The following is a 26,566-nucleotide window of genomic DNA, read 5'->3' as shown; positions in this document are numbered from 1 at the left end:
ACGGATATGGCGAGCCGCTATTCCGAAGTGTACGGCGCGTGGAAGACGGATCCGGAGGGGTTCTGGTCTGAGGCGGCAGAGGCGATCGACTGGTTCGAGAGGCCGGAGCGCGCCTTCGAGGCTGAAGGGGGCATTTATGGCCACTGGTTTCCCGGCGGGCTGACCAACAGCTGCTACAATTGCCTGGACCGGCATGTCGAAGCCGGTCGTGGCGAGCAGATCGCCTTCATCTACGACAGCCCGGTCACGTCTAGCATCGAGCGCATCTCCTATGGAGCGTTGCTCGACGACGTCAAGGCGCTGGCCGCCGTCTACCGCAAGCTCGGCGTCGACAAAGGCGATCGCATCATCATCTATATGCCGATGATCCCGCAGGCGGCGGTGGCGATGCTTGCCGCCGCGCGCATCGGCGCGGTGCATTCGGTGGTGTTTGGCGGCTTCGCCGCCAACGAACTCGCCGTTCGCATCGACGATTGCCGGGCCAAGCTCATCGTGTCGGCCAGCTGCGGCATCGAGCCCGGTCGCACGGTCGCCTACAAGCCGCTGCTCGATGCGGCGCTGACGATCGCCGAACACAAACCGGCGCATTGCCTTGTCTATCAGCGCGAGATGCTGCAGGCGGATATGACGCCGGTGCGCGATATCGACTATGCCACAGCGCTTGCGGCGGCAAAGGATGCGGGCGACGAGGCCGGTTGCACGCCGGTGGCGTCCACCGATCCGCTTTACGTGCTCTATACCTCCGGCACCACAGGCCAGCCGAAGGGCGTGGTGCGCGACAATGGCGGCCACATGGTTGCGCTCAAATGGTCGATGCAGAATTTCTTCGGCGTTCAGCCCGGTGAGGTCTTCTGGGCGGCGTCCGACATCGGCTGGGTCGTCGGGCATTCGTTCATCGTCTATGGGCCGCTTCTCAACGGCAACACCTCGATCCTGTTCGAAGGCAAGCCCGTCGGCACGCCGGATCCCGGAACCTACTGGCGGATTATCGCGGAACACGGCGTGGCCGTCATGTTCACCGCTCCGACGGCGCTGCGCGCCATTCGCAAGGAGGATCCGGATGCGTCGCTGGTGACGAACCATGATCTTTCTCGGTTTCGTGCGTTGTTTCTGGCCGGTGAACGGGCCGACCCCGACACGATCTGCTGGGCGGAAAGGGCGCTCGGTGTGCCGATCATCGACCATTGGTGGCAGACGGAAACGGGCTGGCCTGTTGCCGGCAATCCGCTCGGACTCGGACTCCTGCCTGTCAAATACGGATCACCGGCTGTTCCGTTACCCGGCTACGATGTCCAGATCCTCGACGACGCCGGTCATCCGGTCGAAGCGGGCACGCTGGGCAACGTCGTGGTCAAACTGCCTTTGCCTCCAGGGTGTCTGCCGACACTCTGGAATGCCGACCATCGGTTTCGCGCGGCCTATCTCGAGGAGTTTCCCGGCTACTACAAGACGGCCGATGCCGGCTACCTCGACGATGACGGCTATGTCTTCATCATGGCGCGCACCGACGACATCATCAATGTCGCCGGTCACCGGTTGTCGACGGGCGCCATGGAGGAAGTGTGCGCCAGCCATCCGGATGTGGCGGAATGTGCCGTCATCGGCATCGCCGACGCGCTGAAGGGTCAGATCCCCGCCGGCTTTCTGGTCATCAACTCGAATGTTTCCCGTGAAACATCCGAGATCGAACGGGAGGTCATCAGCCTCGTGCGTGATCGCATCGGGCCGGTGGCCGCCTTCCGCGTGGCGATGTGCGTCAAGCGGCTGCCGAAAACCCGATCCGGCAAGATCCTGCGCGCGACGATCCAGAAGATCGCCGATCGCCAACCGTGGAAAATGCCGGCGACAATCGACGACCCAGCGATCCTCGATGAGATTGCCGCGGTGCTTCATTCCAAGGGTATCGGCATCTGATCGTGCATTCTACAGCGCCGCGCGTCTTATTAGACGCGCAAAGGTCGCTGTAGCACTTTGAATGGCTGCATGTTTTTATCCTTAAATCGAATAGGATTTAAGGAAACATGCAGGAGCATGCCTCAGATTCGAACGACGGAACTGAACCACGTGCTGAAGGCCGCCACCGGTTTGCTGCGCAGGTTCTTGGTGATGAGGTAGTAACTCTCGTCTTCAAGTGTGGCGATCGGCGAGAGGACGATGAGATCGCCGTGCTCGATCTCGCGGCGAAAGACTTCGACCGGGCAGAGCGCCACGCCATGGCCGGCGATCACGGCCGTCGCCAGCAGGTTGAAATCCTGGAAAACCGGACCGCGGCGCGGCGGTCGAGCCATGGGCAGGCCGGCTGTCGCAAACCATTCTTGCCACCGCGCGATCGTCTCGTCGTGAAGCAGGTCGGCGGTGGTGATTGCCTCTGGTGTGTCGAGCGCGCCTTTGCGCTCGATGTAACGAGGGCTGGCGACCGGGCGGTTCGCACGCGAAAACAGCCGGTCGCATTGCGTCCCGACGGATAGGTCCGCACCGAGCGTGATGAGCACGTCGCAACCCGTCTCCCGCAGCCTCTGCTCGGCCATCGCGTAGATTACCTTTACATCGACGTCCGGGTGCCGTTCGAGGAAATCGCTGAGCGCCGGTATCAGCCAGCGCGTGGCGATCGATGGGATGCAAGCGACGGTGATCGATGATTTGGCGTTGGCGCGCAGCATTTCTGTTTCGATCGCGATGCGCGCAAAACACGATGTCAAGGCGTCGGCCAACCGCTCGGCGTCAGGAAGGAGACCGACGCCGCGCTTTTCCCGCCGGAACAACGGCCGGCCGAACCATTCCTCGAGCAGCCTTATCTGATGGCTAACTGCAGCGTGTGTGACATGCAGCTCGTCCGCGGCACGTGAAAAGCTGGCGAGCCGGGCGGCGGCCTCGAATGCGCGAAGCATGCCGAGTGGCGGAAGCATCTGCAAATTCTCCTCAACCACCTCTTGAGAAATCGTTGTTTTTCTATCGAAAAGTCCCGTGGGATAAGGATTTCAACATCACGAGAACGCATTCCGGTCTTCGTCATGTAAGAATTTCTCATAGGAGGATATAGCACATGTTCGTGCGCAGCCTGCAGGATATCGAGGCCACCGATCATTTCGTCGAATGGGGGAGCGGCACCAGCCACCGACTGCTGACGGAAAAAGATGGCATGGGTTTTACCGTTTGCCACACCGTCGTTCGCGCCAATACGGTCTCATTGCTGGAGTACCGCAACCATCTTGAGGCTTGCTACTGCATCGCCGGCCAGGGCGAGGTGGAGGATATGCAGGGCAATGTCTTTCCGATTCGTCAGGGCGACATCTACGTGCTCGATCAGCACGACAAACATTTCCTGCGGGGAGGAAAAAATGAGGATCTCATCCTCGTCAGTGTCTTCAATCCACCGCTCAAGGGGACCGAGCGCCACAATCTGAAGGACCAGTCCGGTTCGGCCTACTGAATCTGGCAAACAAAAAAGCCCGGATCGAGCGATCCGGGCTTTCGTCAGGTCATGACAAGTCGATCAATATTGATCGTCTTCGTCCTCGTCCTTGCGATCCGACTTCAGCGACTTGAGCTTGGCGAAGACGGCATCCGCATCGATTTCCTTCTCTTCTTCGCGCTCGTAGCTGAAGTTGAGCTTTTCTGTTTCCTGGGCTGCTTCGAGCGTCGCGCCGAGCTCGGCGGCTGTCGGCAGCGGACGGCCCTTGGCGGCGCGTTCGACTTCAAGGTCGAGATCGATCTGCGAGCACAGGCCAAGCGTTACCGGATCCATCGGCGTCAGGTTCGTCGAGTTCCAGTGGGTGCGCTCGCGAATCTGCTCGATCGTCGACTTCGTGGTGCCGACGAGGCGGGAAATCTGCGCGTCCTTCAGCTCGGGATGGTTGCGAACCAGCCAGAGAATGGCATTCGGGCGATCCTGGCGCTTGGAGACCGGCGTGTAGCGCGGGCCCTTGCGCTTGGAGTCGGGAACACGGACTTTCGGCTCCGAAAGCTTGAGCTTGTGGTTCGGATTTGCCTCGGCGCGGGCGATCTCGTCGCGCGACAGCTGTCCGGTTGCGATTGGATCTAGACCCTTGATGCCCTGTGCCGATTCACCGTCTGCGATCGCCTTCACTTCGAGCGGATGCAGCTTGCAAAACGTTGCAATCTGTTCGAACGACAATGCCGTATTGTCGACGAGCCAGACGGCTGTTGCCTTGGGCATAAGCAGTTGCTGAGCCATGGATATAGTCCTTTTGTCCGCCGCGCCGGTGTCGCGGGCCGTGGAGTCTACCACTGATTTCCGGGAATTGAGCGCCTCTATAGCGTCGTTGTCTCAAAATTGCAATTCTCCAGTTCCAAATGTCCTTTTGTCTAATTGCGGCGCGGCTTTGACCTGCTATGACTCGTCGCCGAGGCGGGGTCCCCGGGAGGGACCTCAGACAGGAATGCGCAGGGAGGAACGAATGTCCGCCAAGATCTATCCGGTGTTGAAGTCTGCCAAGAGCCGGACGCTGCTCGATAACGCGACCTATCTGAAGTGGTATGAGGAAAGTGTCGAGGACCCGGCCAAGTTCTGGGGCAAACACGGCAAACGGATCGACTGGTTCAAGCCCTATACCAAGGTCAAGAACACCTCTTTCAAGGGCAAGGTCTCGATCAAGTGGTACGAGGACGGCCTCACCAACGTCTCCTACAATTGCATCGACCGCCACCTGAAGACGCACGGCGAAAAGACGGCGATCATCTGGGAAGGCGACAACCCCTATATCGACAAGAAGATCACCTACAACCAGCTCTACGAGCAGGTTTGTCGGCTTGCCAACGTCCTGAAGAAGCATGGCGTCAAGAAGGGCGACCGCGTCACCATCTACATGCCGATGATCCCGGAAGCATCCTACGCGATGCTTGCCTGCGCGCGCATCGGCGCCATTCATTCGGTCGTGTTCGGCGGCTTCTCGCCGGACGCGCTCGCCGGCCGCATCGTCGACTGCGAATCCACCTTCGTCATCACCTGTGACGAGGGCGTGCGCGGTGGCAAGCCGGTGCCGCTGAAGGAAAATACCGACACCGCGATCGACATCGCCGCCAAGCAGCACGTGATCGTCAACAAGGTGCTGGTCGTGCGCCGCACCGGCGGCAAGATCGGCTGGGCGCCGGGCCGCGACCTCTGGTACCACCAGGAAACTGCGACCGTGAAGCCGCATTGCGAGCCGGCGAAGATGAAGGCGGAAGACCCGTTGTTCATCCTCTACACCTCGGGCTCGACCGGCAAGCCGAAGGGCGTGCTGCACACCACCGGCGGCTACCTCGTCTATGCCTCGATGACCCATGAATACGTGTTCGACTATCGCGACGGCGATATCTATTGGTGCACGGCGGATGTCGGCTGGGTGACCGGCCATTCCTACATCGTCTACGGACCGCTCGCCAACGCGGCGACCACCGTGATGTTCGAGGGCGTTCCGAACTTCCCCGACGCAGGCCGCTTCTGGGAAGTCATCGACAAGCACAAGGTCAACGTCTTCTACACCGCGCCGACGGCAATCCGCTCGCTGATGGGCGCCGGCGACGATTTCGTCAAGCGCGCCTCGCGCTCGTCGCTGCGCCTGCTCGGTTCGGTCGGCGAACCGATCAACCCGGAAGCCTGGGAATGGTACTACAACGTCGTTGGCGATCAGAAATCGCCGATCGTCGACACCTGGTGGCAGACGGAAACCGGCGGCATCCTGATCACGCCGCTGCCGGGCGCGACCGATCTCAAGCCCGGATCGGCGACGCGGCCCTTCTTCGGCGTCCAGCCGCAGCTGGTCGACAACGAAGGCAACGTGCTCGAAGGACCTGCCGACGGCAACCTCTGCATCACCGACAGCTGGCCCGGCCAGATGCGCACGATCTATGGCGATCATGCACGCTTCGGCCAGACCTACTTCGCCACCTACAAGGGCAAGTATTTTACGGGTGACGGCTGCCGTCGCGACGAGGATGGCTACTATTGGATCACCGGCCGCGTCGACGACGTGCTCAACGTCTCCGGACACCGGCTGGGCACGGCCGAAGTCGAATCGGCGCTTGTCTCGCACCATCTGGTGTCCGAGGCAGCCGTCGTCGGCTATCCGCACCCGATCAAGGGACAGGGCATCTACTGCTACGTCTCGCTGATGGCGGGTGAGGTCGGCAATGACGATCTGCGTCAGGCGCTGGTAAAGCACGTCCGCTCGGAAATCGGCCCGATCGCGACGCCAGACAAGATCCAGTTTGCCCCCGGCCTGCCGAAGACCCGCTCGGGCAAGATCATGCGCCGCATCCTGCGCAAGATCGCGGAAGACGATTTCGGTGCGCTTGGTGACACCTCAACGCTTGCCGATCCGGCTGTTGTGGAAGACCTGATCGCCAACCGGCAGAACAAGGCTTAACAGCAACGCACGGTAAAAAGGGCGGCTTCGAGCCGCCCTTTTTTGTATGATGTTTCGTACCGAGGCGGTGGACTGAATAGACGACTGGGTCATCGACGGGCGTTTGTGAGCCGGATTCCGATTGACGGTAAGCGGAGTTCCCGGGCGGCAGCAGGAGATCGATATGACCCACGGTTGTTTTCGGACGATCCCAAAGAAGGAAATGTTCCTTCGCTTCAAACCCGTCTGAGAGCATTCTCAGAAATCGATCGCCCTACCCTTGATTTCCCAGTCGCCGAAGCGTGCCGGGTCGGCGCCGCCGCGGCCGCCGATTTCTGTCGGCATAACCTTCTCCGCTTCAGCCTGCCGACGCTCCTCCGCTTCCTTCAGCGCGCGCATGGCCGCGGCAGGCAGCGGCTTTTTCGGGCGGTCGGGGGCATTGTCGTTGTCGTTCTGCATCTCGCCAGTATCCGGATTCGTGCATCTGTATTGAAGAACGGGGCATTTGCACCCATCATATAAGGCGCCGTTGTCCGAACGGAAACCCTGATTCACGTGAAACGTCGACGACCCGGAGCCTCTTCATGAACCTCGTTCGCACCGCCATGCTGCTTGCAGTGATGACCGCCCTGTTCATGGCGGTTGGCTTCGCCATTGGTGGACGTGGCGGCATGATGATTGCGTTCGTCATCGCCGCCGGTATGAATTTCTTCTCGTACTGGTATTCCGACCGCATGGTGCTGCGCATGTACCGTGCGCAGGAGGTCGATGAACGCAGCGCCCCGGAATATTACGGCATCGTGCGCGATCTCGCTGAGAATGCCGGCCTGCCGATGCCGCGGGTCTATGTCATCGACAACCCGCAGCCGAACGCCTTTGCAACCGGACGCAACCCGCAGAACGCCGCCGTTGCCGCCTCGACCGGACTGCTCAACGCGCTCTCCTACGACGAGGTCGCCGGCGTCATGGCGCATGAACTGGCGCACGTCCAGAACCGCGATACCCTGACAATGACGCTGACAGCCACGCTTGCCGGCGCCATTTCGATGCTGGGCAACTTCGCCTTCCTGTTTGGCGGCAATCGCGAAAACAACAACAACCCGCTCGGTTTTGTCGGGGTGCTGATTGCAATGATCGTCGCGCCGATGGCGGCCATGCTGGTGCAGATGGCGATCAGCCGTACCCGGGAATATTCCGCCGATCGCCGTGGCGCCGAAATCTGTGGCAAGCCCCTGGCTCTCGCCTCGGCGCTGCAGAAGATCGCTGGTGCTGCCCATCGGATTCACAATGACGATGCCGAGCGCAACCCGGCAACCGCGCATATGTTCATCATCAATCCGCTCTCAGGCGAGCGCATGGACAACCTGTTTTCGACCCATCCGAACACTGAAAACCGGATTGCGGCCCTGCAACAGATGGCGCAGGAGATGTCCATGGGGTCGACGCCGCCGGTTCGGGCTGATAATCCGGTGCGCAAATCGCGCTCTGTTCCCTCTACCGGTTGGGGTCGCGGTGGTTCCGAACCGCCGAAAGGTCCCTGGTCCTGATGTCTGCCGAAAACAACAACGATTCACGTCCGAAACAAAACCGCTCGCGCAAGGAGCCGGCAAAGTCGAAGAGGCCTGCGCAAGAGCAGCGCGGTCCGGAGAAGCCCGGACTGCGCACGCGACAGGCAGCGGCCAAGATTCTCGGGGCGGTCGTCGATCGCAAGACCTCGCTCGATGGCATGCTCGATCATGAGCACGGAAATCCGGCCTACCGCGAACTGAGCGAGGCCGACCGGGCGCTGGTGCGCGCCATTCTCAATTCGGCATTGCGTCATCTGCCGCGCATCCAGGCGGCAATCGGCTCGATGCTGCAGACGCCGCTTCCGGAAGGCGCGCGCGCTCTCGACCATGTGCTCGCAGTGGCTGCCGCGCAGATCCTCTATCTCGACGTTCCTGATCATTCCGCCGTCGATCTTGCCGTCGAGCAGGCGCAGGCCGATCCGCGAAACCGCCGGTTTGCCAATCTGGTCAATGCCATCCTTCGCCGCCTGTCGCGCGAGAAGGACACGATCCTGGAAAATCTGCGAACCGTTCCTGCGATGCCGGACTGGTTCTTCGACAGGCTGGTCGAGCGTTATGGACGCGAACAGGCCGATCTCATCGCCGAAGCGCAACTGACCCCAGCGGCGATCGATCTGACTGTCAAGTCGGATCCGGATGCCTGGGCCGAGCGGCTCGGCGGTACGGTGCTGCCGACAGGCTCAGTCCGCCTTGCAGAATTCTCGGGCTCTATCCCCTCCTTAGCCGGATTCTCCGATGGCGAGTGGTGGGTTCAGGATGCGGCCGCATCCATCCCTGCCCGTCTTTTCGGGTCGATTGCCGGGAAGACCGTCGTCGATCTCTGCGCGGCACCCGGTGGTAAGACGGCGCAGCTTATCCTCGCCGGTGCCGAGGTGACGGCGCTTGATCAGTCGTCGAGCCGGCTGAGGCGTCTGAAGGGCAATCTCGAGCGATTGGGCCTGGAAGCGCAGATGAAAGAGACCAACATGGCCGACTTTCGGCCGGACGAACTTTTCGATGCCGCCTTGCTCGATGCCCCCTGTTCGTCGACCGGAACGACCCGCCGTCACCCGGATGTGCTTTGGACCAAGGGTCCGGAGGACATCGAGAAGCTTGCGCTGCTTCAGGAGCGCCTGCTGCGCCACGCGCTGACGGTGGTCAAGCCGGGCGGCATCGTCGTGTTCTCCAATTGCTCGCTTGACCCACGCGAAGGCGAGGAAGTGGTCGACCGGGTGGTCGCAGCCGGCGATGATTATGAGCGGGTGCCGGTTCTGGCTGAGAATTGGCAGGGCCTTGAAGATGCGATCACCCCGCTCGGCGAAGTGCGCACCACGCCATCGATGTTCCCGCTCGATCCACCCTTTGCCGGTGGACTCGACGGATTCTACGCCGCCGTGATTCGCCGCAAATAAGTCTGGAAAAGTCGATTCGTTCTTCGGAAAGGCTCGGCCACGGGCTGTTTTGGCGCGTCATTTGACGCTTTAAGGCCATGAGCCTATCAAAGACGATAAAATTGATAAAAGTTTAATGATCTTTCCGGCACCATCCAGAGTTCACGCGGAGCGCCGCGCGTCCTTTCGGACAGAGAAGAACGCTCTGACATTTTGAAACGGCGCATCGTGCGTACCGGAGATCGAATAGGGATTTTCGGGCAACCCTGCGCGAGTGATACTGGCGCGAAGCCGATGCAGCCGTTCGTTCGTCTCGAACGGCTTGCTTCAGGATTAAGGAAATCGACGGGCGTTGATGGTGTTTTCCGGCAGGCGAAGGCTTTCTTATCTGTATGCGCGCGAAGGTTGGCGCCGCGTGTCGCGGCGACTTTCGGTCGGCCGCGTCTCGTCGCTGCGCTTTACCGGATCGACGCCCGGCCGCCTGATCGTTGCGCCGACGGACCTCAGAGCCGTCGATCCCTTCGTTGCCGAGGAGATCCTCGAGGGTCGCTTTCCGCTGGCTGGGCGGGTGCTCGACACCGAGGGCGAATCGCCCTTCGAGATCGACCTGCCGTCGCTGGAATTTGCCACCCGCCTGCATTCGTTCGGCTGGCTCAGGCATCTGCGGGCGATCCGCGAGGATGCCGGCTTCGTGCGCCTGCGGCAGATCGTTGACGACTGGATTGCCACCCACGGCCGCAATTTCGGAGGCATTGCCTGGGATGCCGACGTCATCGCCCAGCGCATCATCGCATGGCTCTCGCATTCGCCGGTGGTCCTGCGCAATGCCGAGCACGGCTTTTATCGCCGCTTCCTGAAAAGCCTGGCCTTCCAGGTTCGTTATCTCCGTCACATTGCCGAAACGGTCAGGGATGGCGAGGCTCGCCTGCGTGTGCGGATGGCGCTTGCCATGGCATCGGTTTCGATGCCGTCGACGCCGTCGGCGATCCGCAAGGCGTCGCGCCATCTCGATTTCGAGCTTGATCGGCAGATTCTCGCCGACGGCAGCCACTTTTCGCGCAGCCCGCGGGCCGGGCTTGAGTTGCTGCTCGACCTGCTGCCGCTGCGCCAGACCTATGTCAATCTGGGGCATGACGTGCCGTCGCGCCTGATCCCTTGCATCGATCGTATGTATCCGGCACTGCGCTTCTTCCGCCACCAGGGCGGCGAACTGGCGCTTTTCAACGGCGCGACCTCGGTGCTGGCGCATGAGCTTGCCTCGGTGCTGCGCTATGATGAAACCGCCGGCGAGCCATTCCGCTCGCTGCCTCTCGCGCATTACGAGCGCCTGTCGATCGAAAACACCGTGGTCATCGTCGATACCGGCCGGCCGCTTTCAGTCGACCTGTCGCGTAGCGCCCATGCCGGCTGCCTCTCGTTCGAAATGTCCTCGGGCAAGACGCGTTTCGTGATCAATTCGGGCGCGCCGAAATTTGCCGGCGAACGATTCCGCCAGATGGCACGGATGACCGCCGCCCACTCCACCGTGACCGTCAACGACACGTCCTCCTCACGCTTCTCGCAGTCACGGTTTCTGGGCCCGATCATCACCAGCGGCGTCTCGCGCGTCGTCGTCGAGCGCAAGGACGAACCGGGCCGCCAGGAATCCGTCATGGCAAACCATGACGGTTATCTCTCGTCCTTTGGGCTCCTGCACGAGCGCGACATCGGCGTGCTGAACGGCGGCCGGATGATCCGTGGGCGTGACCGGCTTTCGCGCGCCGACGGCAGCGATCCTGATGAAACGAACCTGGCCGTGGCAGTCGCCCGCTTCCATATCCACCCGGCCGTCACTATTCGCCAGAACAACGGCCGCGAGATCTATCTGACCGCGCCCGATGGTGAAATCTGGCTGTTTGCCTGCCAGGACGGCGAGCTGGCGGTCGAGGAAGACATCTTCTTTGCCGATCCCTCGGGCATTCGCGCCTCGTCGCAGCTGACGGTGACCTTCGCCGTTGCCAGGCAGCCGGAGATCCAATGGACCTTCTCGCGCACGAACTGAGGCCAACTGCGCCCCTTATTTTAGGATGTTGGCCTGCCGAGGTTTCTTCGGCCGGCAAGCTATGCTAACGGGCAGCCATCCCAATCGCCGGAGCATCCTCCCGGGCGTCCGGCGCCGCCAAAGGAGCATGGTTGATGGCTGTCGCCTCCAAGAAAATTCCCGCCCCGAACGAGGTTCCAGTCCGGACCGCTCTTCTTTCCGTGTCCGACAAGACCGGTGTCGTCGAGCTTGCCCGTGCGCTGCATGAAAAAGGCGTACGTCTGGTTTCGACCGGCGGCACCCACAAGGCACTGTCGCAGGCGGGGTTGCCAGTCAGCGACGTCGCCGAACTCACCGGCTTTCCCGAGGTTATGGATGGCCGGGTCAAAACCCTTCACCCGGGCGTGCATGGCGGCCTGCTGGCAATCCGCGACGATGCCGAGCATCAGGCGGCGATGTCGGCACATGGCATCACCGCGATCGATCTGGCGGTGATCAATCTCTATCCCTTCGAGGAGGTTCGCGCGCAGGGCGGCGATTATCCGACGACGGTCGAGAACATCGATATCGGCGGCCCGGCGATGATCCGCGCATCCGCCAAGAACCACGCCTATGTCACAATTGTCACCGATCCGGCCGACTATCCGGTCCTGCTCGAAGAACTTGCAGCAGGCGCGACGACCTATGCCTTCCGCCAGAAGATGGCGGCCAAGGCCTATGCCCGCACGGCCGCCTATGACGCAGCCATTTCCAACTGGTTTGCCGAGGCGCTCGACACGCCGATGCCGCGCCACCGCGTTCTCGGCGGCGTCTTGAAGGAGGAGATGCGCTACGGTGAGAATCCGCACCAGAAGGCGGGCTTCTACGTCACCGGCGAGAACCGTCCGGGCGTTGCCACAGCTAAGCTGCTGCAGGGCAAGCAGCTTTCCTACAACAACATCAACGACACCGATGCCGCCTTCGAACTCGTCGCCGAGTTCCTGCCGGAAAAAGCCCCGGCCGTGGCGATCATCAAGCATGCCAATCCTTGCGGCGTGGCCACGGCCCCGACGCTGGTCGAAGCTTATCGACGCGCGCTTGCCTGCGATTCCACCTCAGCTTTTGGCGGCATCATCGCGCTCAACCAGATGCTCGATGCGGAAACGGCCGAAGCGATCGTCAAGCTCTTTACCGAAGTGATCATCGCGCCTGAGGTCAGCGATGAGGCCAAGGCCGTCATCGCCCGCAAGCCGAACCTGCGGCTCTTGACCACGGGCGCCCTGCCGGATCCGCGCATCCCCGGCCTTTCCGCCAAGACCGTATCCGGCGGCCTTCTCGTCCAGACCCGCGACAACGGCATGGTCGAAGACCTGGAGCTGAAGGTGGTGACCAAGCGTGCACCGACGGCGCAGGAACTGGAAGACATGAAGTTTGCCTTCAAGGTGGCAAAACACGTCAAGTCGAACGCCGTCGTCTATGCCAAGGATGGCCAGACCGCAGGCATCGGCGCCGGGCAGATGAGCCGGGTCGATTCGGCCCGCATCGCCGCGATCAAGGCCGAAGAAGCCGCCAAGGCGCTCGGCCTCGCAACGCCGTTGACGCGCGGCTCGGCCGTCGCCTCCGAGGCTTTCCTGCCGTTTGCCGATGGCTTGCTGTCGGCGATCGCTGCCGGTGCCACGGCGGTGATCCAGCCCGGTGGTTCGATGCGCGACGAGGAAGTGATTGCCGCGGCCGACGAGCATGGCGTTGCGATGGTCTTCACCGGTATGCGCCACTTCCGCCACTAAACCGGATCGGTTGCATTTTCAGTTGCTACTGCATGTTTCCATAAATCCTATTCGATTTAAGGATAAAAACATGCAGCAATTCAAAGTGCTACAGCGACCTTTGCGCGTCTAATGAGACGCGCGGCGCTGTAGTAAAGTCCGAGTTTTATTCCTCAGAGCCGTCGCGTCCCCAGGACGCGGCGGCTTTCGTATGTCCGGCATTCGCCGGATAAGGCGTGCGCAGCAGGATCAGAAAACCGAGGACGAGGAAGACGACGAGCGCCATCATGCCGATGCGGGCGGAGCCGGTCATGAGCGTGATCGTGGCGACCGACGCGGGCGCAAGAAACGACGTCGCACGGCCGGAAAGTGCATAGAGACCAAAGTAGCGCCCTGCTTCGTCCAGGCTGACGCTGCGCGCCAGATAGGAGCGCGACGACGCCTGAACCGGCCCGAAGGCGATACCGACGAGCAGGCCGTAGACGATATAGGCCTTCTCGGCTGCAGTGCCGAAGATGCCGCCCGAATCGTCCGTCGGCAGGGGAAGCAGACCGAAGAAGGTGAAGCCCGGTCCTGTCGAGACGATGCCAAGCGTGGCAATGATCAGGCAGACCAGGCTGGCGATCACGATGGTCTTTGAACCGAGCCGGGCATCGAGCTTGCTTGCATAGAGGCAGCCACCGATGGCAACGACGTTGAGGATGATGCCATAGATGCCGAGTTCCATGGTTTGCCAGGCGAACATGGCGGCGGCGAAGGTGCCGCCCAGTGCCAGCAGGCCATTGACCCCATCCTGAAAGATCATGCGGGCGATGAGGAAGCGCAGGACGCCGCGCCTTTGCCTGAGTTCGCCGAGTGTGCCTTTCAGTTCGCGCAGTCCCGTTCGGGTCGCCCCTGCAAGCGACATGGTCGCCTTGGTCGCATCCGGCGTGAACAGGAACATCGGAATGATGAACACGAGGTACCAGAGCGCCGATATCGGCCCGGTGATGCGCGCGTCCTCGCCCTTTGCCGGATCGAGCCCAAACAGCGGATCGATGCCGAGAGCGGTCTTGCCGGTTTCCGGATTTCCGGCAAGAAGCGCCACGACAGCGATGAGCACGATCATCCCGCCGAGATAGCCGAGGCCCCAGGCGATGTTGGAAATGCGGCCGATGTCCTTCTCGTCCACAAGTCGCGTCATCATCGAATCATTGAACACGATCGAGAATTCGGCAGCGACGGTGGCCAGCACCATGAAGATGACGGCGTAGATGATCGGTGAGCCGGGGGCGGCAAACCAGAGCATCGCCAGCGATACGATCTTGATGATGGCGAAAAAGCCGATCCACGGCTTGCGCGGTCCGGTGGCGTCGGCGATCGAGCCGAGAACCGGGGAGAGAATGGCGATGATGATGCCGGAAATGGTGAGCGTATAGCCCCACATCGCCTGGCCGATAGCATGATCCTCAGTCAGCCGGGAAACGAAGTAGGGGCCGAAGATGAAGGTGGTGATCACCGTGAAGAACGGTTGGGCCGCCCAGTCGAACAGCATCCATCCGGCAATGCCGAGACGGGTCGTTCCCGGCTTGTCTGCAGCCCTGTCCGCCGAAATCGCCAATTACCCCTCCCGGAAATGACTGCGCCGTGCGTTCTAATGAACGCGCGGCGCAGAAAGATCGTCATATCTCGCTCATCGAGACCGGGTTGACGGAGCATCCCCGGCCCGATCTTGCGCTACTGCATGTTTCCTTAAATCCTATTCGATTTAAGGATTAAACCATGCAGCAATTCAAACTGCTACAGCGACCTTTGCGCGTCTAATAAGACGCCCGGCGCTGTAGTCCGGGGCGGACTGTGTCATTTCACCCTGCCGCGTGCAAGGTCGTTGAGCAGACCCGCGGCAACCGTGATCTTGGCAAGCGTGGTCTCGCCCTTCTCAGTCAGGAGCGTCAGCTGGCCGCCCGCGCGTGAAACGCGTTCGCGGTCGTTTTCCTGCCAGGCCTGGACGGGATTGCGCTCGCTCTTCTGCTCGCGCAGCGCCGCTGCGGTGATGTCGCGTCTGGCGCCGGCAATGTCCGAGATCGCGCGCGACAGCGCCATTGCCTCGAACTGCTCGGTTGCCGGTACGCGGTCGGCTGCCGCCAGCAGGCGGTTGATCCGCAGCGTTTCGGTGACGGCAAAATAACCCTGTGCCGTGCGGCTCAGCGTCTCGCCGGTTTCAGCTGATATCTGCATGATTTCGGGCACGAGGGTCATCAGCGCCAGTTCCAGGATCTCATCCGCCAGTTTCTCCGGCACGCCGCCCTCGACGAAGGCTGCGGTCTTTACCCGAGCTTCGTCGGCGGTTTCGCCTGAAATCGCGGTGCGCATGGTGCTGCGCAGCTTCTGCAGCCCGTCGCGCAGGCGCGTCACGGCTTCCGAAACCGAACCCGTTGCCGCATGGGTGCGCAGGGCCCGCTCCGTCACGAGCGTGAAGATGCGCCCGACTTCCTGGTAGAGCGCATTCTGGAGGGCGCCGCTGATGCGATTGTCCAGGGCATCGATCTCGCCATAGATCCGCGGCAGGTCGAAGCCATCGAGTGCCAAAACAGCCGCCTTGACGACGTCTGCCGAGAGGAAGCCGGTGGCATCCGTCAAGGTCGAGACGAAAGCGGGGCCGCCGCGATTGATGGTTTCGTTGGCCAGCACCGTCGCGATGATCTCGCGGCGCAGCCGGTGGCCGTGGATGTCGCCGGCATAAGTCTTGCGCATCTTGCCGGGGAAGTAGCGTTCCAGGGTCGCCGTGAAATACGGGTCGTCGGGAAGCTCGCTGGCGATCAGCTCGTCGAACAGCACCAGCTTCGAGTAGGACAGGAGGACGCCGATCTCCGCGCGTGTCAGCGGCTTGCCGGCCTGATAGCGCTCGGTCATGACCTGGTCGGTCGGCAGCGTCTCAACCTTGCGGTTGAGGTGGCCGTCGGCTTCGAGTCGCGTCATCAGGCGGCCGAGCGTCGTGCGGTTTCCGGTACCCTGCAGTTCGGTGAGCGAGATTGCCAGCGACTGCTCGTAGTTGTTGCGCAGTACGAGATGGCCGACTTCCTCGGTCATCGACGCCAGCAGCGTGTTGCGCTTCGGCCGGGTCAGGCGACCGTCGCGCATCGCCGAGGCCAGCGCGATCTTGATGTTGACCTCGACGTCGGACGAGTTGACGCCCGCCGAGTTGTCGATGGCGTCGGAGTTGCAGCGACCGCCATTGAGGCCGAAGCCGATACGGCCCTTCTGGGTCACGCCGAGGTTTGCGCCCTCGCCGATGACACGGGCGCGGACCTCTTCGGCGACCACACGGATCGCGTCGTTGGCGCGGTCGCCAACCTCGGCATCCGTCTCGTTGCTGCCGCGCACATAGGTGCCGATGCCGCCGAACCAGAGAAGATCGACCTGGCTCTTCAGGATCGCGTTCATGATCTCGAACGGCGTGGCCTTCTGCTTGTCGATGCAGATCGCCGCCATGGCTTCCGGTGTCAGCGTCACCGACTTTTCGGCGCGGGAAATGATCATCCCGCCTTCGGAGAGCGTCTTGCGATCATAGTCCTGCCAGCTCGAACGTGGCAGGGCGAACATGCGCTTGCGTTCGGCGAAGGAAACATCCGTATCCGGATTCGGATCGATGAAGATGTCGCGATGGTCGAAGGCCGCGAGCAGACGGATCTTTTCCGAAAGCAGCATGCCGTTGCCGAAGACGTCGCCCGACATGTCGCCGACGCCGGCGACGGTGAAGGGAGTGGTCTGGATGTCGATGTCCATCTCGCGGAAGTGCCGCTTGGCGGTCTCCCAGGCGCCACGGGCGGTGATGCCCATCTTCTTGTGGTCGTAGCCGGCCGATCCGCCTGAGGCGAACGCGTCATCGAGCCAGAAGCCTGCTTCCTGGGCCAGGCCGTTGGCCGTGTCCGAGAAGGTCGCCGTGCCCTTGTCGGCGGCAACGACGAAGTAGGGATCGTCACCGTCGCGGCGCAGCGTGTCGGCCGGCGGCACGACATCCTGGCCGACAATGTTGTCGGTGACCGACAGCATCGTGCGGATGAAGGTCTTGTAGGCTTCGGTTCCGGCCTTGAACACCTCGTCGCGGTTGCCGCCAACCGGCAGCTGCTTCGGGTAGAAGCCACCCTTGGCGCCAACGGGCACGATGACGGCGTTCTTGACCTGCTGTGCCTTCACCAGGCCCAGTACTTCGGTGCGGTAGTCCTGTGCGCGGTCGGACCAGCGAAGACCGCCACGGGCGACCTTGCCGAAACGCAGATGCACGCCTTCGACTTCGGTGCCGTAGACGAAGATTTCGCGGAACGGACGCGGCTCGGGCAAGCCTTCGAGCTGCTTGGGATCGAGCTTGACGGCAAGGACCGCACGCGGCTTTCCGTCGGCATCCTTCTGGAAGTAATTGGTGCGGAGCGTCGCCTCGATGGCGTTGACGTAGCGGCGCAGGATCCGGTCCTCGTCGAGGCTCGGTACCGCCGACAGTGCGGTCTCGATCGATGCGATCAGGGCGTTGCACTTCTTGGCACGCGGCTTCTCCTCGATCGCCGGGTCCATGCGGGTGACGAACAGCTTGAAGATATCGGCGGCAATCGCCGGATATTTGTTCAGCGTGTCGGCGATATAGCCCTGCGAATAGGTGATGCCGGCCTGGCGGAGGTAGCGGGCATAGGCACGCAGCACCGTCACTTCGCGGGCGTTCAAGCCGGCGAGCAGGATCAGCCTGTTGAAGTTATCATCCTCGATCGTGCCGTTCCAGGCGGCGAGGAAGGCTTCCTCGAGCGCCGCACCCGACTTGTCGAGATTGAGCGCATGGCCGTCGCGATGGATCAACTCCATGTCGTGCAGCACGACGCGATGCTGGTCCTCGCCATGCTTGCCGACGTTGAGGTCGTAGGTCTGCTCGCTGATGACCCGGAAGCCGAGATTTTCGAGCAGCGGCACGCGGCGCGAAAGCGATACGGGTTCGCCGGCGTGGAAGATCTTCAGCTCGGCCGTATCAGGACGATTGACCGGGCGGTTGTAGTGGTAGAACGAGATCCGGATCGGATCTTCCGCCTTGCAGGCGGCGATATCGGCGAGATCGGCATAGGCTTCGGCCGGTGCAAAGGCCGCCTGGTAGGCTTCGCCAACGCTGAGCTCGATGCCATCCTTGCGGGCAAGCAGGTCGAAGCGATCGATCCAGCGCGTGACGATGCCTCGCACGGCCTCCTCGAGCTTGGCCTGGGGGATGCGCGGCGTCTTGCCGCTGGTCCGGCCGATGATGAAGTGCACGCGCGCCAGACCGCCCTCGGGGAAGGCCGGGTAGTAGGCCGAAACACGACCGTCATAAGCCGTCTTCAGATAGTCCCCGATCTTCTCGCGAACGTCGGAATCATATTGCTCGCGCGGTACGAAGACGATGACCGAAACGAAGCGGTCGAAATGGTCGATGCGTGGCAGAACGCGGATGCGCGGACGGTCGCCGAGCTCGTTGATCTGTTCGCAGAAGGCGGCGAGCAGGCCGACGTCGATCTGGAAGAGATCGTCGCGCGGGTAGGATTCGAGCGTGTTGTCCAGCATCTTGCCGGAATGGCTCTGCGGATCGTAGCCGAAATGATCGACGATCTTCTCGATCTTGTGGCGCAGCAGCGGGATTTCCGCGGCCTGACGGGTATAGGCCGAGGAGGTGAACAGGCCGACGATGCGCAGCTCGCCGGCGACATTGCCGTCGGCATCGAAACGCTTGACGCCGATGTAGTCCATATAGGCGCGGCGGTGCACGACCGACTTCACATTGGCCTTGGTGACGATCAGGAAATCCGGGCTTTCGAGGAAGGCCAGAATCTCCGGCGTGGTCAGAACTGCGTCCTTGCCCTGGCGCAGCACGCGCACATCGGGATTGGAAAGGATGCCGAGGCCCCTGCCCTTGCCGCGCTCGACCGTCGCCTTCCCGCCCTTGCCCGAATAGGTGTATTCGCGCATGCCGAGGAAGGTGAAGTTGTTGTCCCTGAGCCAGCGAAGGAAGGCCAGCGCTTCGTCGCGGTCGCTCTTCTTGCGCGAGGCGTTGTAGTCCTCGAGTTCCTTCATCGCGTGATCGAGCAGCGTCGTCATCGCCGGCCAGTCGTGCACGGCCTGATGAACCTGTTCGAGCACATCGCGGATACGGTTGCTGAGCGATTGCGCCTCGACCGGCGTCAACTTGCTCAGGTGGATCTGGATGTGGCTGATCCGGTGTGCCGGATCGCTCGGCTCGTCCGGATCGAACGGCTTGGCGGGCTTGCCCGGTTCCTGGACCAGAATGGGATGGATCGCGAGATGGATATCGCGGTGCGTGGTCGTCACCTCGCCCATGACCGAATCAAAGAGGAACGGCATGTTGTGTTCGGTGACGGCAATGATCGAAACCTCGGTGCCGCCAGGCGCAACGCCGGCCACGGTTTCAACCGACACTTGAGGTTTGCCGCCGTCCCAGCGTGCGAGTTCGCTTCTCGCATGGGCCGCCGTCAGTGCCAGCATGTCCGCCGAATAAAGATCGAGGTCGTCGTTGCTGGCCCCGCCGAAGAGGATCTCGGGCGCCAGCGCGTCGGTGCCCAGTTTGATGGCGGCCGCCTTCGCTGCGTCGATGTGTCTGTCCCGCTTCGGATTGTATTTCACGCCCATGAAGTTTCTCCCATTCATGATAGGCTAGACCCTATCAGAACCTTGGCTAATGGCGACCGCTTTTTATGACGATTTCGGCAAAAACGAGCCGAGAATCGGAGAATCTCACGTGAAAACAGCTCAAATCCATTTAAATCGAAGGCAGATTGGCGAAAATTGCTCGAATTTCGATGAAAAAGCACGAAAACGCCAGCGGCTCGTGCGGAACCTGTCTGCCATAGCCTGTTGACATGGCGGTGACAGTCGGTGATCAGAGTTCAAATCGAAGGATTGGACTGGCCGATGCCCGAAATGCCCTCCTTGCCTGGTGCCGTCATCGTCATTTCTAGTCACGTGGTTCGCGGCACCGTCGGCAATCGGGCGGTTGTCTTTGCCTTGGAGACGCTTGGCCATCCCGTCTGGGCTCTGCCGACCGTCATTCTGCCCTGGCATCCCGGCCATGGCCATTCGACGCGCATCACGATACCGGACGCGGAATTCCAGTCGGTGATCGACGATCTGGCTCAGGCGCCCTGGGCCGGCGAGGTCCGGGCAGTCCTGTCAGGCTATCTCGGCTCGGCGAGCCAGGCAGAGGGCGTTGCCCGGCTGGTGACCGCCTTGCGCGCCCGCAATCCTGATCTCGTCTATGCCTGCGACCCGGTGATCGGTGATGCCGAAGGGCTCTACGTGCCCGAAGCGACGGCGATTACCATCCGCGACCGGCTGTTGCCGCTTGCAAGTCTCGCCACGCCCAACCGGTTCGAACTGGCCTGGCTTGCCGGCGCGACGCTCGAGACCAATGCGGCAATCCTTGACGCGGCGCTGGGGCTTGGTCCCTCGCGCATGCTGGTCACGTCGGCGATTCCGATGATGAAGGGCGGGACGGGAAATCTCTATCTCTCCGGCAACCATGCGCTGCTCGCCGAACACCGGCTGATCGAGAACCCGCCGAACGGCACGGGCGATCTGCTGGCGGCGGTGTTCCTGGCGCGGCTGCTGGAAGGCCTCTCCGAGGAGCGCGCGCTTCAGATGGCGACAGCCAGCGTGTTCGAAATTATCGCGCGCACGGTCAAGCGCGGCGCCGATGAACTGACGCTCGAACAGGATGCGTCCAGTCTCTCGACGCCGATGGCGATGGTGCAGATGCGGCGCTTGCTGCATCCGAGCCAGATGCGGCGGAAATAGAAGAAGCTGTTCACGGCACGCCGTCGGATGGCTTGGTGGATTGAACTCTCGACAGCAGCGGGGTAACCGATGGATATGCAGCGTTTTCCAGACCACCTTCTGAACGGCTATCATAACTTCATGAGTGGTCGCTTCAGCGAACAGCAGCAGCGTTACAAGACATTGGCGGATAGCGGGCAGAAGCCCAAGACCATGGTCATTGCCTGTTGTGACTCCCGGGCAGCGCCCGAGACGATCTTCGACAGCGGCCCGGGCGAGCTCTTCGTCGTGCGCAACGTCGCCAATCTCATGCCGCCCTACGAGCCGGACGGACACTACCACTCGACGTCGGCAGCTCTGGAATTTGCCGTCCAGTCTCTGCGTGTCAGCGACATCGTCGTCATGGGCCACGGACGCTGCGGCGGCATCAAGGCGGCGCTTGACCTGGACGCCGAGCCCCTGTCGCCGGGTGACTTCATCGGTCGCTGGATGCACCTCTTGAAACCGTCCGCCGAACAGATCCAGAGCAATGACGTGATGACCCAGGCCGAGCGGCAGCGCGCTCTGGAGCGGGTTTCCATCCGCAACTCGATCGCCAATCTTCGCACCTTCCCCTGCGTCCAGATTCTCGAATCGAAGGGCAAGCTCCAGCTTCACGGCGCCTGGTTCGACATTTCGACCGGCGAGCTCTGGGTGATGGATCCGAAGAGCGGCGACTTTGCCCGTCCAGGTATGTGATAGAAGCCAGAGAAAAAGCCCGGTCCTTTCGAACCGGGCTTCTTTTATTTCATAAGCTTTGATCTTTTGTTTTTGCGCTGTCGTTATCGCAAAACCGCTGCGCACCTTTGCGCAACATGCGTTAGAGCGTCTGCGGTTTAAGCGGAGTCGCAGAAACGCTCTATCTCCTTGTTTCTACGCATTCCTGACGGAAAACCGCTTCGCACTTTTCCTGGAAATGCTCTAGTCGCCGTCAATTTCCGCGCCGATGATGGCGATCGCCTGCTGATAGACGCTGGCGGCGTTCCAGCCCTGGATCGCGCCGAAATTGGCCTGTCCCGGCTGATATCCGGCGCCCGGCTGCCAGCCGTGTCCACGCAGGAAGTTCGCGGTCGAAGCAAGCGCGTCAGCCTTCGAGCGGACCATGTCGATATGGCCGTTGCCGTCACCGTCGACGCCGTATTTCAGAACGTTTGCCGGAAGGAACTGGGTCTGTCCGATTTCGCCATGGGCAGCGCCGCGTGCAGCCGGGCTGAGATCGCCGCGCTGGACGAGCTGGAGCGCCGCATAGAGCTGGTTGGTGAAGTAGTCGGACCGGCGGCAGTCATAGGCGAGCGTCGAAACGGCTGAGAGCGTATGCTCCTTGCCCATGAAGCCGCCAAAGCCGGTTTCCATGCCCCAGATGGCGATCAGCGGGCCGGCCGGTACGCCGTAGCGCCGTTCGATGCTGTTGAAGAGCGCCGCATTCTGGGCCTTCATCTTCTTGCCGCGCGAGATGATCGTCTGACCGCCACGCTTCTGCATGAACTGGCTGAGCGAGAGCTTGAAGCTTTTCTGGCCGCGGTCGGCGCGGATCGTCGCCTTGTTGTAGGAAACGCCGGAGAGCGCCTTGTCGAGCGCCGCAGGGCTGATGCCGTTGCCGGAGGCTTCCTGCTTGAACTGCGTCATCCAGGCCGCGAAACCGCTGCCGTCGTTGCCGCACTGTGCCGCCGACGCGGTCGCCGGAAGGATCGCCGTTGAAATCAGGGCCGCAAGCCCAATCGCTACGCACTTTGCCGTGTGCATGAAATACCCCGTCATTGCCCAAATCTGGTTGCCGTTAGGAAGATGCCAGCCTTTGCCGGCTCTGTCACCCGCCCCTCATTGGCGGAAATTTCCTAACGGTTTCACGTGAATCCGATCAATTTTGCGCACGGATCCGTGAAACAGGAAACCCCGCAGGCCGATAACGGGCCAGGCGGGGTTCTTATTCGTGCTTTACCGTCTGTTTGTTCAGGCGGCCTGCTTCTTGGCGCGGATCAGACCGCGGTTGATGAGCAGCTCGGCGATCTGGATCGCGTTGAGTGCCGCACCCTTGCGCAGGTTATCGGAAACGACCCAGATGTTGAGGCCGTTTTCGACGGTTGCGTCTTCGCGGATGCGCGAGATGTAGGTCGCGTCTTCGCCGGCGCACTCGTAAGGCGTTACGTAGCCGCCGTTCTCGTGCTTGTCGACAACAAGGCAACCCGGTGCTTCGCGCAGGATATCGCGCGCCTCGTCAGCGGTGATCTCGTTTTCGAACTCGATGTTGACCGATTCCGAATGGCCGATGAAGACCGGGACGCGCACGGCCGTGCAGGTCACCTTGATCTTCGGGTCGAGCATCTTCTTGGTCTCGGCCAGAACCTTCCACTCTTCCTTGGTGTAGCCGTCTTCCATGAAGACGTCGATGTGCGGAATGACGTTGAAGGCGATGCGCTTGGTGAACTTCTTCGATTCGATCGGGTCGGCAACGAAGACCGCACGGGTCTGGTTGAAGAGTTCGTCCATGCCGTCCTTGCCGGCGCCGGAAACCGACTGGTAGGTCGAGACGACGACGCGCTTGATCTTGGCGTGGTCGTGCAGCGGCTTCAGCGCGACGACGAGCTGGGCGGTCGAGCAATTCGGATTGGCGATGATGTTCTTCTTGGTGAAGAGCGTGATCGCGTCCGGGTTCACTTCCGGCACGATCAGCGGCACTTCGGAGTCGTAACGCCAGGCCGAGGAATTGTCGATGACGACGCAACCCTGCTGGCCGATCTTCGGCGAATACTTCAGCGAAACCGCGCCGCCGGCCGACATCAGGCAGATATCGGTATCGGAGAAATCGTAGTTTTCGAGGTTCTTGACCTTGAGCGTCTTGTCGCCGAAGGAAACTTCCGTGCCCTGGGAACGGGCGGAAGCAAGGGCGACCACTTCATCGGCGGGAAAGCCGCGTTCCGAAAGGATGTTCAGCATCTCCCGGCCGACATTGCCGGTGGCGCCTGCGACTGCAATCTTGAAACCCATGATCTAAGCTCTCTTTTTTGTCTCTCCTCGTCGGGTGGAGGGGGAAACCGCGCGATCCGCCGCGAGGGTTCCTGTCCCCGGCCAAACCGGGGAGAGAGCGGAGGGCCAGAGACGTCAGACGGTTTTCGTCGTCGTTTTGGCCGTTGTTTTGAAGGAAGCTGGAAAACGCATATCCTGCCCGGCGATTTCTGCCAGGACGCTGCTGTCAGCGAAGTTGTGTTCGCGGCGAAGCATGGAATGCCTTCCTTTCCGAGGCTCGTAATAATTGTTTCTATCGGCGAGTCAAGCGTGCGATGCTTGGCGCCTGCAAACGTGATCGCAATGTCATGTCGCTGTCATCGCCGGGCGTTACGACCGCGCAATCCGACACCTCAAAGGGACGATTGCCATGCGTATGCTTCTTGCCACCCTCTTTGCCACGACGGTTCTGGCCCACGCCGCTCAGGCCGCAGACGTCTATCCCATTGATCGCGCGACAATTCTTGCCGGTTCCCCGTTCGATTTCAAGGTCGAGCTCAAGAGCGCCGTCAAGGCGGAAGACATCAAGGTGACCGTCAACGGCCAGGACTACAAGGCAGCGCTCGGTGCCGAAGCCGCCTATGTCGCGATGGAAAAGGGCAAGGAAGACAAGGAGCTCGGTTCGGCCCTGCTCCTGCGCAACGCTATAATTGGCGCACCGGGCAGCTACAAGGTCGAAGTGACGGCTGGCGGAGAGACGAAGACCGTGACCTGGCACGTCTATGCCACGGCGGAGCAGCCGAAGGTCAAGAACGTCATCTTCCTGCTTGGCGATGGCCTTTCGGTTGCGCACCGCACCGCCGCCCGCATCATGTCGAAGGGCATGACCGAGGGTAAGGCCAATGGCCGCCTCAACATGGACGACCTCGAGCGCATGGCCTTCATCGGCACGTCGGCGACCAATTCGATCGACACCGACAGCGCCAACACCATGTCGGCCTACATGACCGGCCACAAGACCGTGATCAACGCCGTGGGCGTCTATGGCGACCGCACGCCCGACAGCCTCGACGATCCACGGGTCGAGACCATTGCCGAAGCGCTGCGCCGCCAGACGCAGAAGTCGATCGGTCTCGTCACGACCTCGGAAATCGAGGACGCCACGCCGGCCGCCGTCGTCGCCCACACCCGCAACCGCAGCGACAAGGCCGAGATCGTCGGCATGATCTACGACGTCAAGCCGGAGGTCATCCTTGGCGGAGGCTCGGCCTATTTCCTCGGCAAGGAGACGCCCGGCTCCAAGCGCAAGGACAACCAGGACTACATCAAGCTTTTCCAGGAAGCCGGTTATGCGCTTGCGACCGACAAGAGCGAACTTGCCAATGCGCCCGCCGACGGCAAGCTTCTCGGTCTGTTCCACACCGGCAACATGGACGTGACGCTTGATCGCGAGTTCCTGAAGAAGGGCACGGTCGAAAAGTTCCCCGGCCAGCCAGGCCTTGTCGACATGATCAAGACCGCGCTCGACAGGCTGTCGAAGAACGAAAACGGCTTCTTCCTGATGGTCGAGGGCGCCTCGATCGACAAGATGAGCCATCCGCTCGACATGGAGCGCGCCGTCGTCGAGACCATCGAGTTCGACCAGGCGGTCGGCGTTGCCCGCGCGTTCGCGAAGAACAACCCGAATACGCTGGTTGTCGTGACCGGCGACCATACCCATGGCGTCTCACTGCTCGGCATCATCGACGACACCGTCGAGGGCAAGGAAGGCCGCGACAAGGTCAAAACAGGCGCTTCGGCGGGCTTCCCGAACTATACCGACGAGAACAAGGACGGCTTCCCCGACAAGATCGACGCGAGCCGTCGTCTGGCGATGTTCGTCTCAAACTTCCCCGACTACTACGAAACCTTCAGCCCCAAGCTGGACGGGCCGTTCGAGCCGGCGGTGAAGAACGAGAAGGACGAGTATGTCGCCAACGAAGCTTACAAGGACATGCCCGGCGCCGTGCTGCGCGTCGGCATCCTGCCGAAGGACGAAAGCACCGGCCAGCACACGGTCGACGACGTCGTGCTGCAGTCGGAAGGTCCGGGCAGCGAGGGCTTCAGAGGCTACATGGAGCAGAGCGACGTCTACCGCGTTCTCGTCGATGCGCTTGCCCTCGGCGTGAAGCAGACCAACTGATCGTTTGAAACCCGCCTCCTCCCTGAAACGGGGAGGAGGCTTCACGCTGACGTTCATTCCCGGCCACATCACGCCCATGCGCTGCCGGGGTACTCTTGGCGATAAGACGATGACCCTACCGACACCCATATCCTTGAGCCGTCGAGCTGTGCTCGGCCTGATTGCCGGCGCGGTTGTCGCGTTCGACGGGCATGCGGCCCTGGCCGACGCCAGTCTCACTTTCGATGAGCTCTACGGCAAGGTCAGTGTACTCGGCCTCGAATTCTCGACAAAGGTGAAGAGCCTTGCCGGTCAGGAAGTCCGCATGCGCGGCTTCATGGCGCCGCCGCTCAAGGCAGAGGCAGCGTTCTTCGTGCTGACGGAAGTTCCGATGGCGCTTTGCCCGTTTTGTTCGTCGGATTCCGATTGGCCGGACAATATCGTCGTCGTCTATCTCGGGGAGAAGCAGACCTTCGTGCCGCCCGGCCAGACGATCGAGGTTCGCGGGACACTGGAGGTCGGCTCCTGGACCGATCCGGAGACCGGATTCGTCAGCCTGCTGCGTCTGCGCTCGTCTCAATTTTACGCGGTCTAGGG

At 61.7% G+C, this 26,566-nt stretch carries 18 protein-coding genes; 11 read left to right on the top strand and 7 right to left on the bottom strand.

Going from position 1 to position 26,566, the window contains the following annotated elements:
- Positions 1-6 precede the first annotated feature (6 nt).
- Positions 7-1,914: an AMP-binding protein gene (locus ASD03_RS25075; RefSeq protein WP_025425290.1), complete on the top strand. Its 1,908-nt coding sequence runs from the start codon at positions 7-9 to the stop codon at positions 1,912-1,914.
- A 122-nt stretch (positions 1,915-2,036) separates the two neighbouring features.
- Here the strand turns inward: ASD03_RS25075 and ASD03_RS25070 are convergent, their stop codons facing one another.
- On the bottom strand, positions 2,037-2,906 hold the full coding sequence (locus tag ASD03_RS25070) for a LysR substrate-binding domain-containing protein (protein ID WP_025425289.1): 870 nt from the start codon (positions 2,904-2,906) through the stop codon (positions 2,037-2,039).
- Positions 2,907-3,043: 137 nt separating this feature from the next.
- On the opposite strand from ASD03_RS25070, the gene ASD03_RS25065 reads away from it, so the two are divergent.
- A complete protein-coding gene (locus ASD03_RS25065) occupies positions 3,044-3,430 on the top strand; it encodes an ectoine synthase (protein ID WP_025425288.1) in 387 nt (128 codons plus the stop codon).
- 63 nt (positions 3,431-3,493) lie between these two features.
- Here ASD03_RS25065 and ASD03_RS25060 read toward each other — a convergent pair whose 3' ends face one another.
- The gene (locus ASD03_RS25060) at positions 3,494-4,195 is read right to left on the bottom strand and encodes a DUF1013 domain-containing protein (protein WP_025425287.1); all 702 of its coding nucleotides are present in this window, start codon (positions 4,193-4,195) and stop codon (positions 3,494-3,496) included.
- 223 nt (positions 4,196-4,418) lie between these two features.
- Between ASD03_RS25060 and acs the strand changes: the two genes are divergently transcribed.
- Entirely contained in the window at positions 4,419-6,368 is a 1,950-nt protein-coding gene (gene acs, locus ASD03_RS25055; protein ID WP_025425286.1) for an acetate--CoA ligase, read from the top strand.
- A gap of 237 nt (positions 6,369-6,605) precedes the next feature.
- On the opposite strand, the gene ASD03_RS25050 is transcribed toward acs, so the two are convergent.
- Positions 6,606-6,806, bottom strand: coding sequence for a DUF1674 domain-containing protein (locus ASD03_RS25050; protein ID WP_038575773.1), 201 nt, complete (start codon positions 6,804-6,806; stop codon positions 6,606-6,608).
- Positions 6,807-6,931: 125 nt separating this feature from the next.
- Between ASD03_RS25050 and htpX the strand changes: the two genes are divergently transcribed.
- From htpX to purH, 4 genes are all read left to right on the top strand, one after another.
- A complete protein-coding gene (gene htpX, locus ASD03_RS25045) occupies positions 6,932-7,894 on the top strand; it encodes a zinc metalloprotease HtpX (RefSeq protein WP_025425285.1) in 963 nt (320 codons plus the stop codon).
- Positions 7,894-9,306: an RsmB/NOP family class I SAM-dependent RNA methyltransferase gene (locus ASD03_RS25040; RefSeq protein WP_025425284.1), complete on the top strand. Its 1,413-nt coding sequence runs from the start codon at positions 7,894-7,896 to the stop codon at positions 9,304-9,306. The genes htpX and ASD03_RS25040 overlap by 1 nt, the downstream gene beginning before the upstream one ends.
- 334 nt (positions 9,307-9,640) lie before the next feature.
- Complete coding sequence (locus tag ASD03_RS25035; RefSeq protein WP_025425283.1) at positions 9,641-11,326, top strand: heparinase II/III family protein; 1,686 nt, start codon at positions 9,641-9,643, stop codon at positions 11,324-11,326.
- A gap of 134 nt (positions 11,327-11,460) precedes the next feature.
- Positions 11,461-13,071 (top strand): bifunctional phosphoribosylaminoimidazolecarboxamide formyltransferase/IMP cyclohydrolase, encoded by a 1,611-nt coding sequence (gene purH / locus ASD03_RS25030; protein ID WP_025425282.1) that lies wholly within the window; start codon positions 11,461-11,463, stop codon positions 13,069-13,071.
- Positions 13,072-13,216: 145 nt separating this feature from the next.
- Here the strand turns inward: purH and ASD03_RS25025 are convergent, their stop codons facing one another.
- Together ASD03_RS25025 and ASD03_RS25020 are read right to left on the bottom strand one after the other, a co-directional pair.
- Entirely contained in the window at positions 13,217-14,650 is a 1,434-nt protein-coding gene (locus ASD03_RS25025) for an MFS transporter (RefSeq protein ID WP_057217162.1), read from the bottom strand.
- A gap of 239 nt (positions 14,651-14,889) precedes the next feature.
- Positions 14,890-19,683, bottom strand: a complete 4,794-nt coding sequence (locus tag ASD03_RS25020) for an NAD-glutamate dehydrogenase (protein ID WP_057217159.1) — start codon at positions 19,681-19,683, stop codon at positions 14,890-14,892.
- A gap of 282 nt (positions 19,684-19,965) precedes the next feature.
- Here ASD03_RS25020 and pdxY point away from each other — a divergent pair, with 282 nt between their 5' ends.
- Together pdxY and ASD03_RS25010 are read left to right on the top strand one after the other, a co-directional pair.
- On the top strand, positions 19,966-20,847 hold the full coding sequence (gene pdxY / locus ASD03_RS25015; RefSeq protein WP_025425279.1) for a pyridoxal kinase PdxY: 882 nt from the start codon (positions 19,966-19,968) through the stop codon (positions 20,845-20,847).
- 69 nt (positions 20,848-20,916) lie between these two features.
- Positions 20,917-21,564, top strand: coding sequence for a carbonic anhydrase (locus tag ASD03_RS25010; protein ID WP_025425278.1), 648 nt, complete (start codon positions 20,917-20,919; stop codon positions 21,562-21,564).
- Between the two features lie 222 nt (positions 21,565-21,786).
- Here the strand turns inward: ASD03_RS25010 and ASD03_RS25005 are convergent, their stop codons facing one another.
- Complete coding sequence (locus ASD03_RS25005; RefSeq protein WP_025425277.1) at positions 21,787-22,608, bottom strand: lytic transglycosylase domain-containing protein; 822 nt, start codon at positions 22,606-22,608, stop codon at positions 21,787-21,789.
- A 207-nt stretch (positions 22,609-22,815) separates the two neighbouring features.
- Positions 22,816-23,850: an aspartate-semialdehyde dehydrogenase gene (locus tag ASD03_RS25000; RefSeq protein ID WP_025425276.1), complete on the bottom strand. Its 1,035-nt coding sequence runs from the start codon at positions 23,848-23,850 to the stop codon at positions 22,816-22,818.
- A gap of 388 nt (positions 23,851-24,238) precedes the next feature.
- Between ASD03_RS25000 and ASD03_RS24995 the strand changes: the two genes are divergently transcribed.
- Both ASD03_RS24995 and ASD03_RS24990 read left to right on the top strand, forming a co-directional pair.
- Positions 24,239-25,990 (top strand): alkaline phosphatase, encoded by a 1,752-nt coding sequence (locus tag ASD03_RS24995; RefSeq protein ID WP_057217157.1) that lies wholly within the window; start codon positions 24,239-24,241, stop codon positions 25,988-25,990.
- Between the two features lie 109 nt (positions 25,991-26,099).
- Positions 26,100-26,564 (top strand): hypothetical protein, encoded by a 465-nt coding sequence (locus ASD03_RS24990; protein WP_025425274.1) that lies wholly within the window; start codon positions 26,100-26,102, stop codon positions 26,562-26,564.
- Positions 26,565-26,566 lie beyond the last annotated feature (2 nt).

This window comes from Ensifer sp. Root127, assembly GCF_001425225.1.
In the GTDB taxonomy this organism is placed as follows: domain Bacteria; phylum Pseudomonadota; class Alphaproteobacteria; order Rhizobiales; family Rhizobiaceae; genus Ensifer; species Ensifer canadensis.
Note: the sequence above shows the minus strand (reverse complement) of the source record. Positions and strands in the feature narration are given on the sequence as shown.

Excerpts from the sequence above, each read along its gene's own strand:
- ASD03_RS25075 (WP_025425290.1), top strand. The coding sequence starts at position 7 with ATGGCGAGCCGCTATTCCGAAGTGTACGGCGCGTGGAAGACGGATCCG.
- ASD03_RS25070 (WP_025425289.1), bottom strand. The coding sequence starts at position 2,906 with ATGCTTCCGCCACTCGGCATGCTTCGCGCATTCGAGGCCGCCGCCCGG.
- ASD03_RS25065 (WP_025425288.1), top strand. The coding sequence starts at position 3,044 with ATGTTCGTGCGCAGCCTGCAGGATATCGAGGCCACCGATCATTTCGTC.
- ASD03_RS25060 (WP_025425287.1), bottom strand. The coding sequence starts at position 4,195 with ATGGCTCAGCAACTGCTTATGCCCAAGGCAACAGCCGTCTGGCTCGTC.
- acs (WP_025425286.1), top strand. The coding sequence starts at position 4,419 with ATGTCCGCCAAGATCTATCCGGTGTTGAAGTCTGCCAAGAGCCGGACG.
- ASD03_RS25050 (WP_038575773.1), bottom strand. The coding sequence starts at position 6,806 with ATGCAGAACGACAACGACAATGCCCCCGACCGCCCGAAAAAGCCGCTG.
- htpX (WP_025425285.1), top strand. The coding sequence starts at position 6,932 with ATGAACCTCGTTCGCACCGCCATGCTGCTTGCAGTGATGACCGCCCTG.
- ASD03_RS25040 (WP_025425284.1), top strand. The coding sequence starts at position 7,894 with ATGTCTGCCGAAAACAACAACGATTCACGTCCGAAACAAAACCGCTCG.
- ASD03_RS25035 (WP_025425283.1), top strand. The coding sequence starts at position 9,641 with ATGGTGTTTTCCGGCAGGCGAAGGCTTTCTTATCTGTATGCGCGCGAA.
- purH (WP_025425282.1), top strand. The coding sequence starts at position 11,461 with ATGGCTGTCGCCTCCAAGAAAATTCCCGCCCCGAACGAGGTTCCAGTC.
- ASD03_RS25020 (WP_057217159.1), bottom strand. The coding sequence starts at position 19,683 with ATGGGCGTGAAATACAATCCGAAGCGGGACAGACACATCGACGCAGCG.
- pdxY (WP_025425279.1), top strand. The coding sequence starts at position 19,966 with ATGCCCGAAATGCCCTCCTTGCCTGGTGCCGTCATCGTCATTTCTAGT.
- ASD03_RS25010 (WP_025425278.1), top strand. The coding sequence starts at position 20,917 with ATGGATATGCAGCGTTTTCCAGACCACCTTCTGAACGGCTATCATAAC.
- ASD03_RS25005 (WP_025425277.1), bottom strand. The coding sequence starts at position 22,608 with ATGCACACGGCAAAGTGCGTAGCGATTGGGCTTGCGGCCCTGATTTCA.
- ASD03_RS25000 (WP_025425276.1), bottom strand. The coding sequence starts at position 23,850 with ATGGGTTTCAAGATTGCAGTCGCAGGCGCCACCGGCAATGTCGGCCGG.
- ASD03_RS24995 (WP_057217157.1), top strand. The coding sequence starts at position 24,239 with ATGCGTATGCTTCTTGCCACCCTCTTTGCCACGACGGTTCTGGCCCAC.
- ASD03_RS24990 (WP_025425274.1), top strand. The coding sequence starts at position 26,100 with ATGACCCTACCGACACCCATATCCTTGAGCCGTCGAGCTGTGCTCGGC.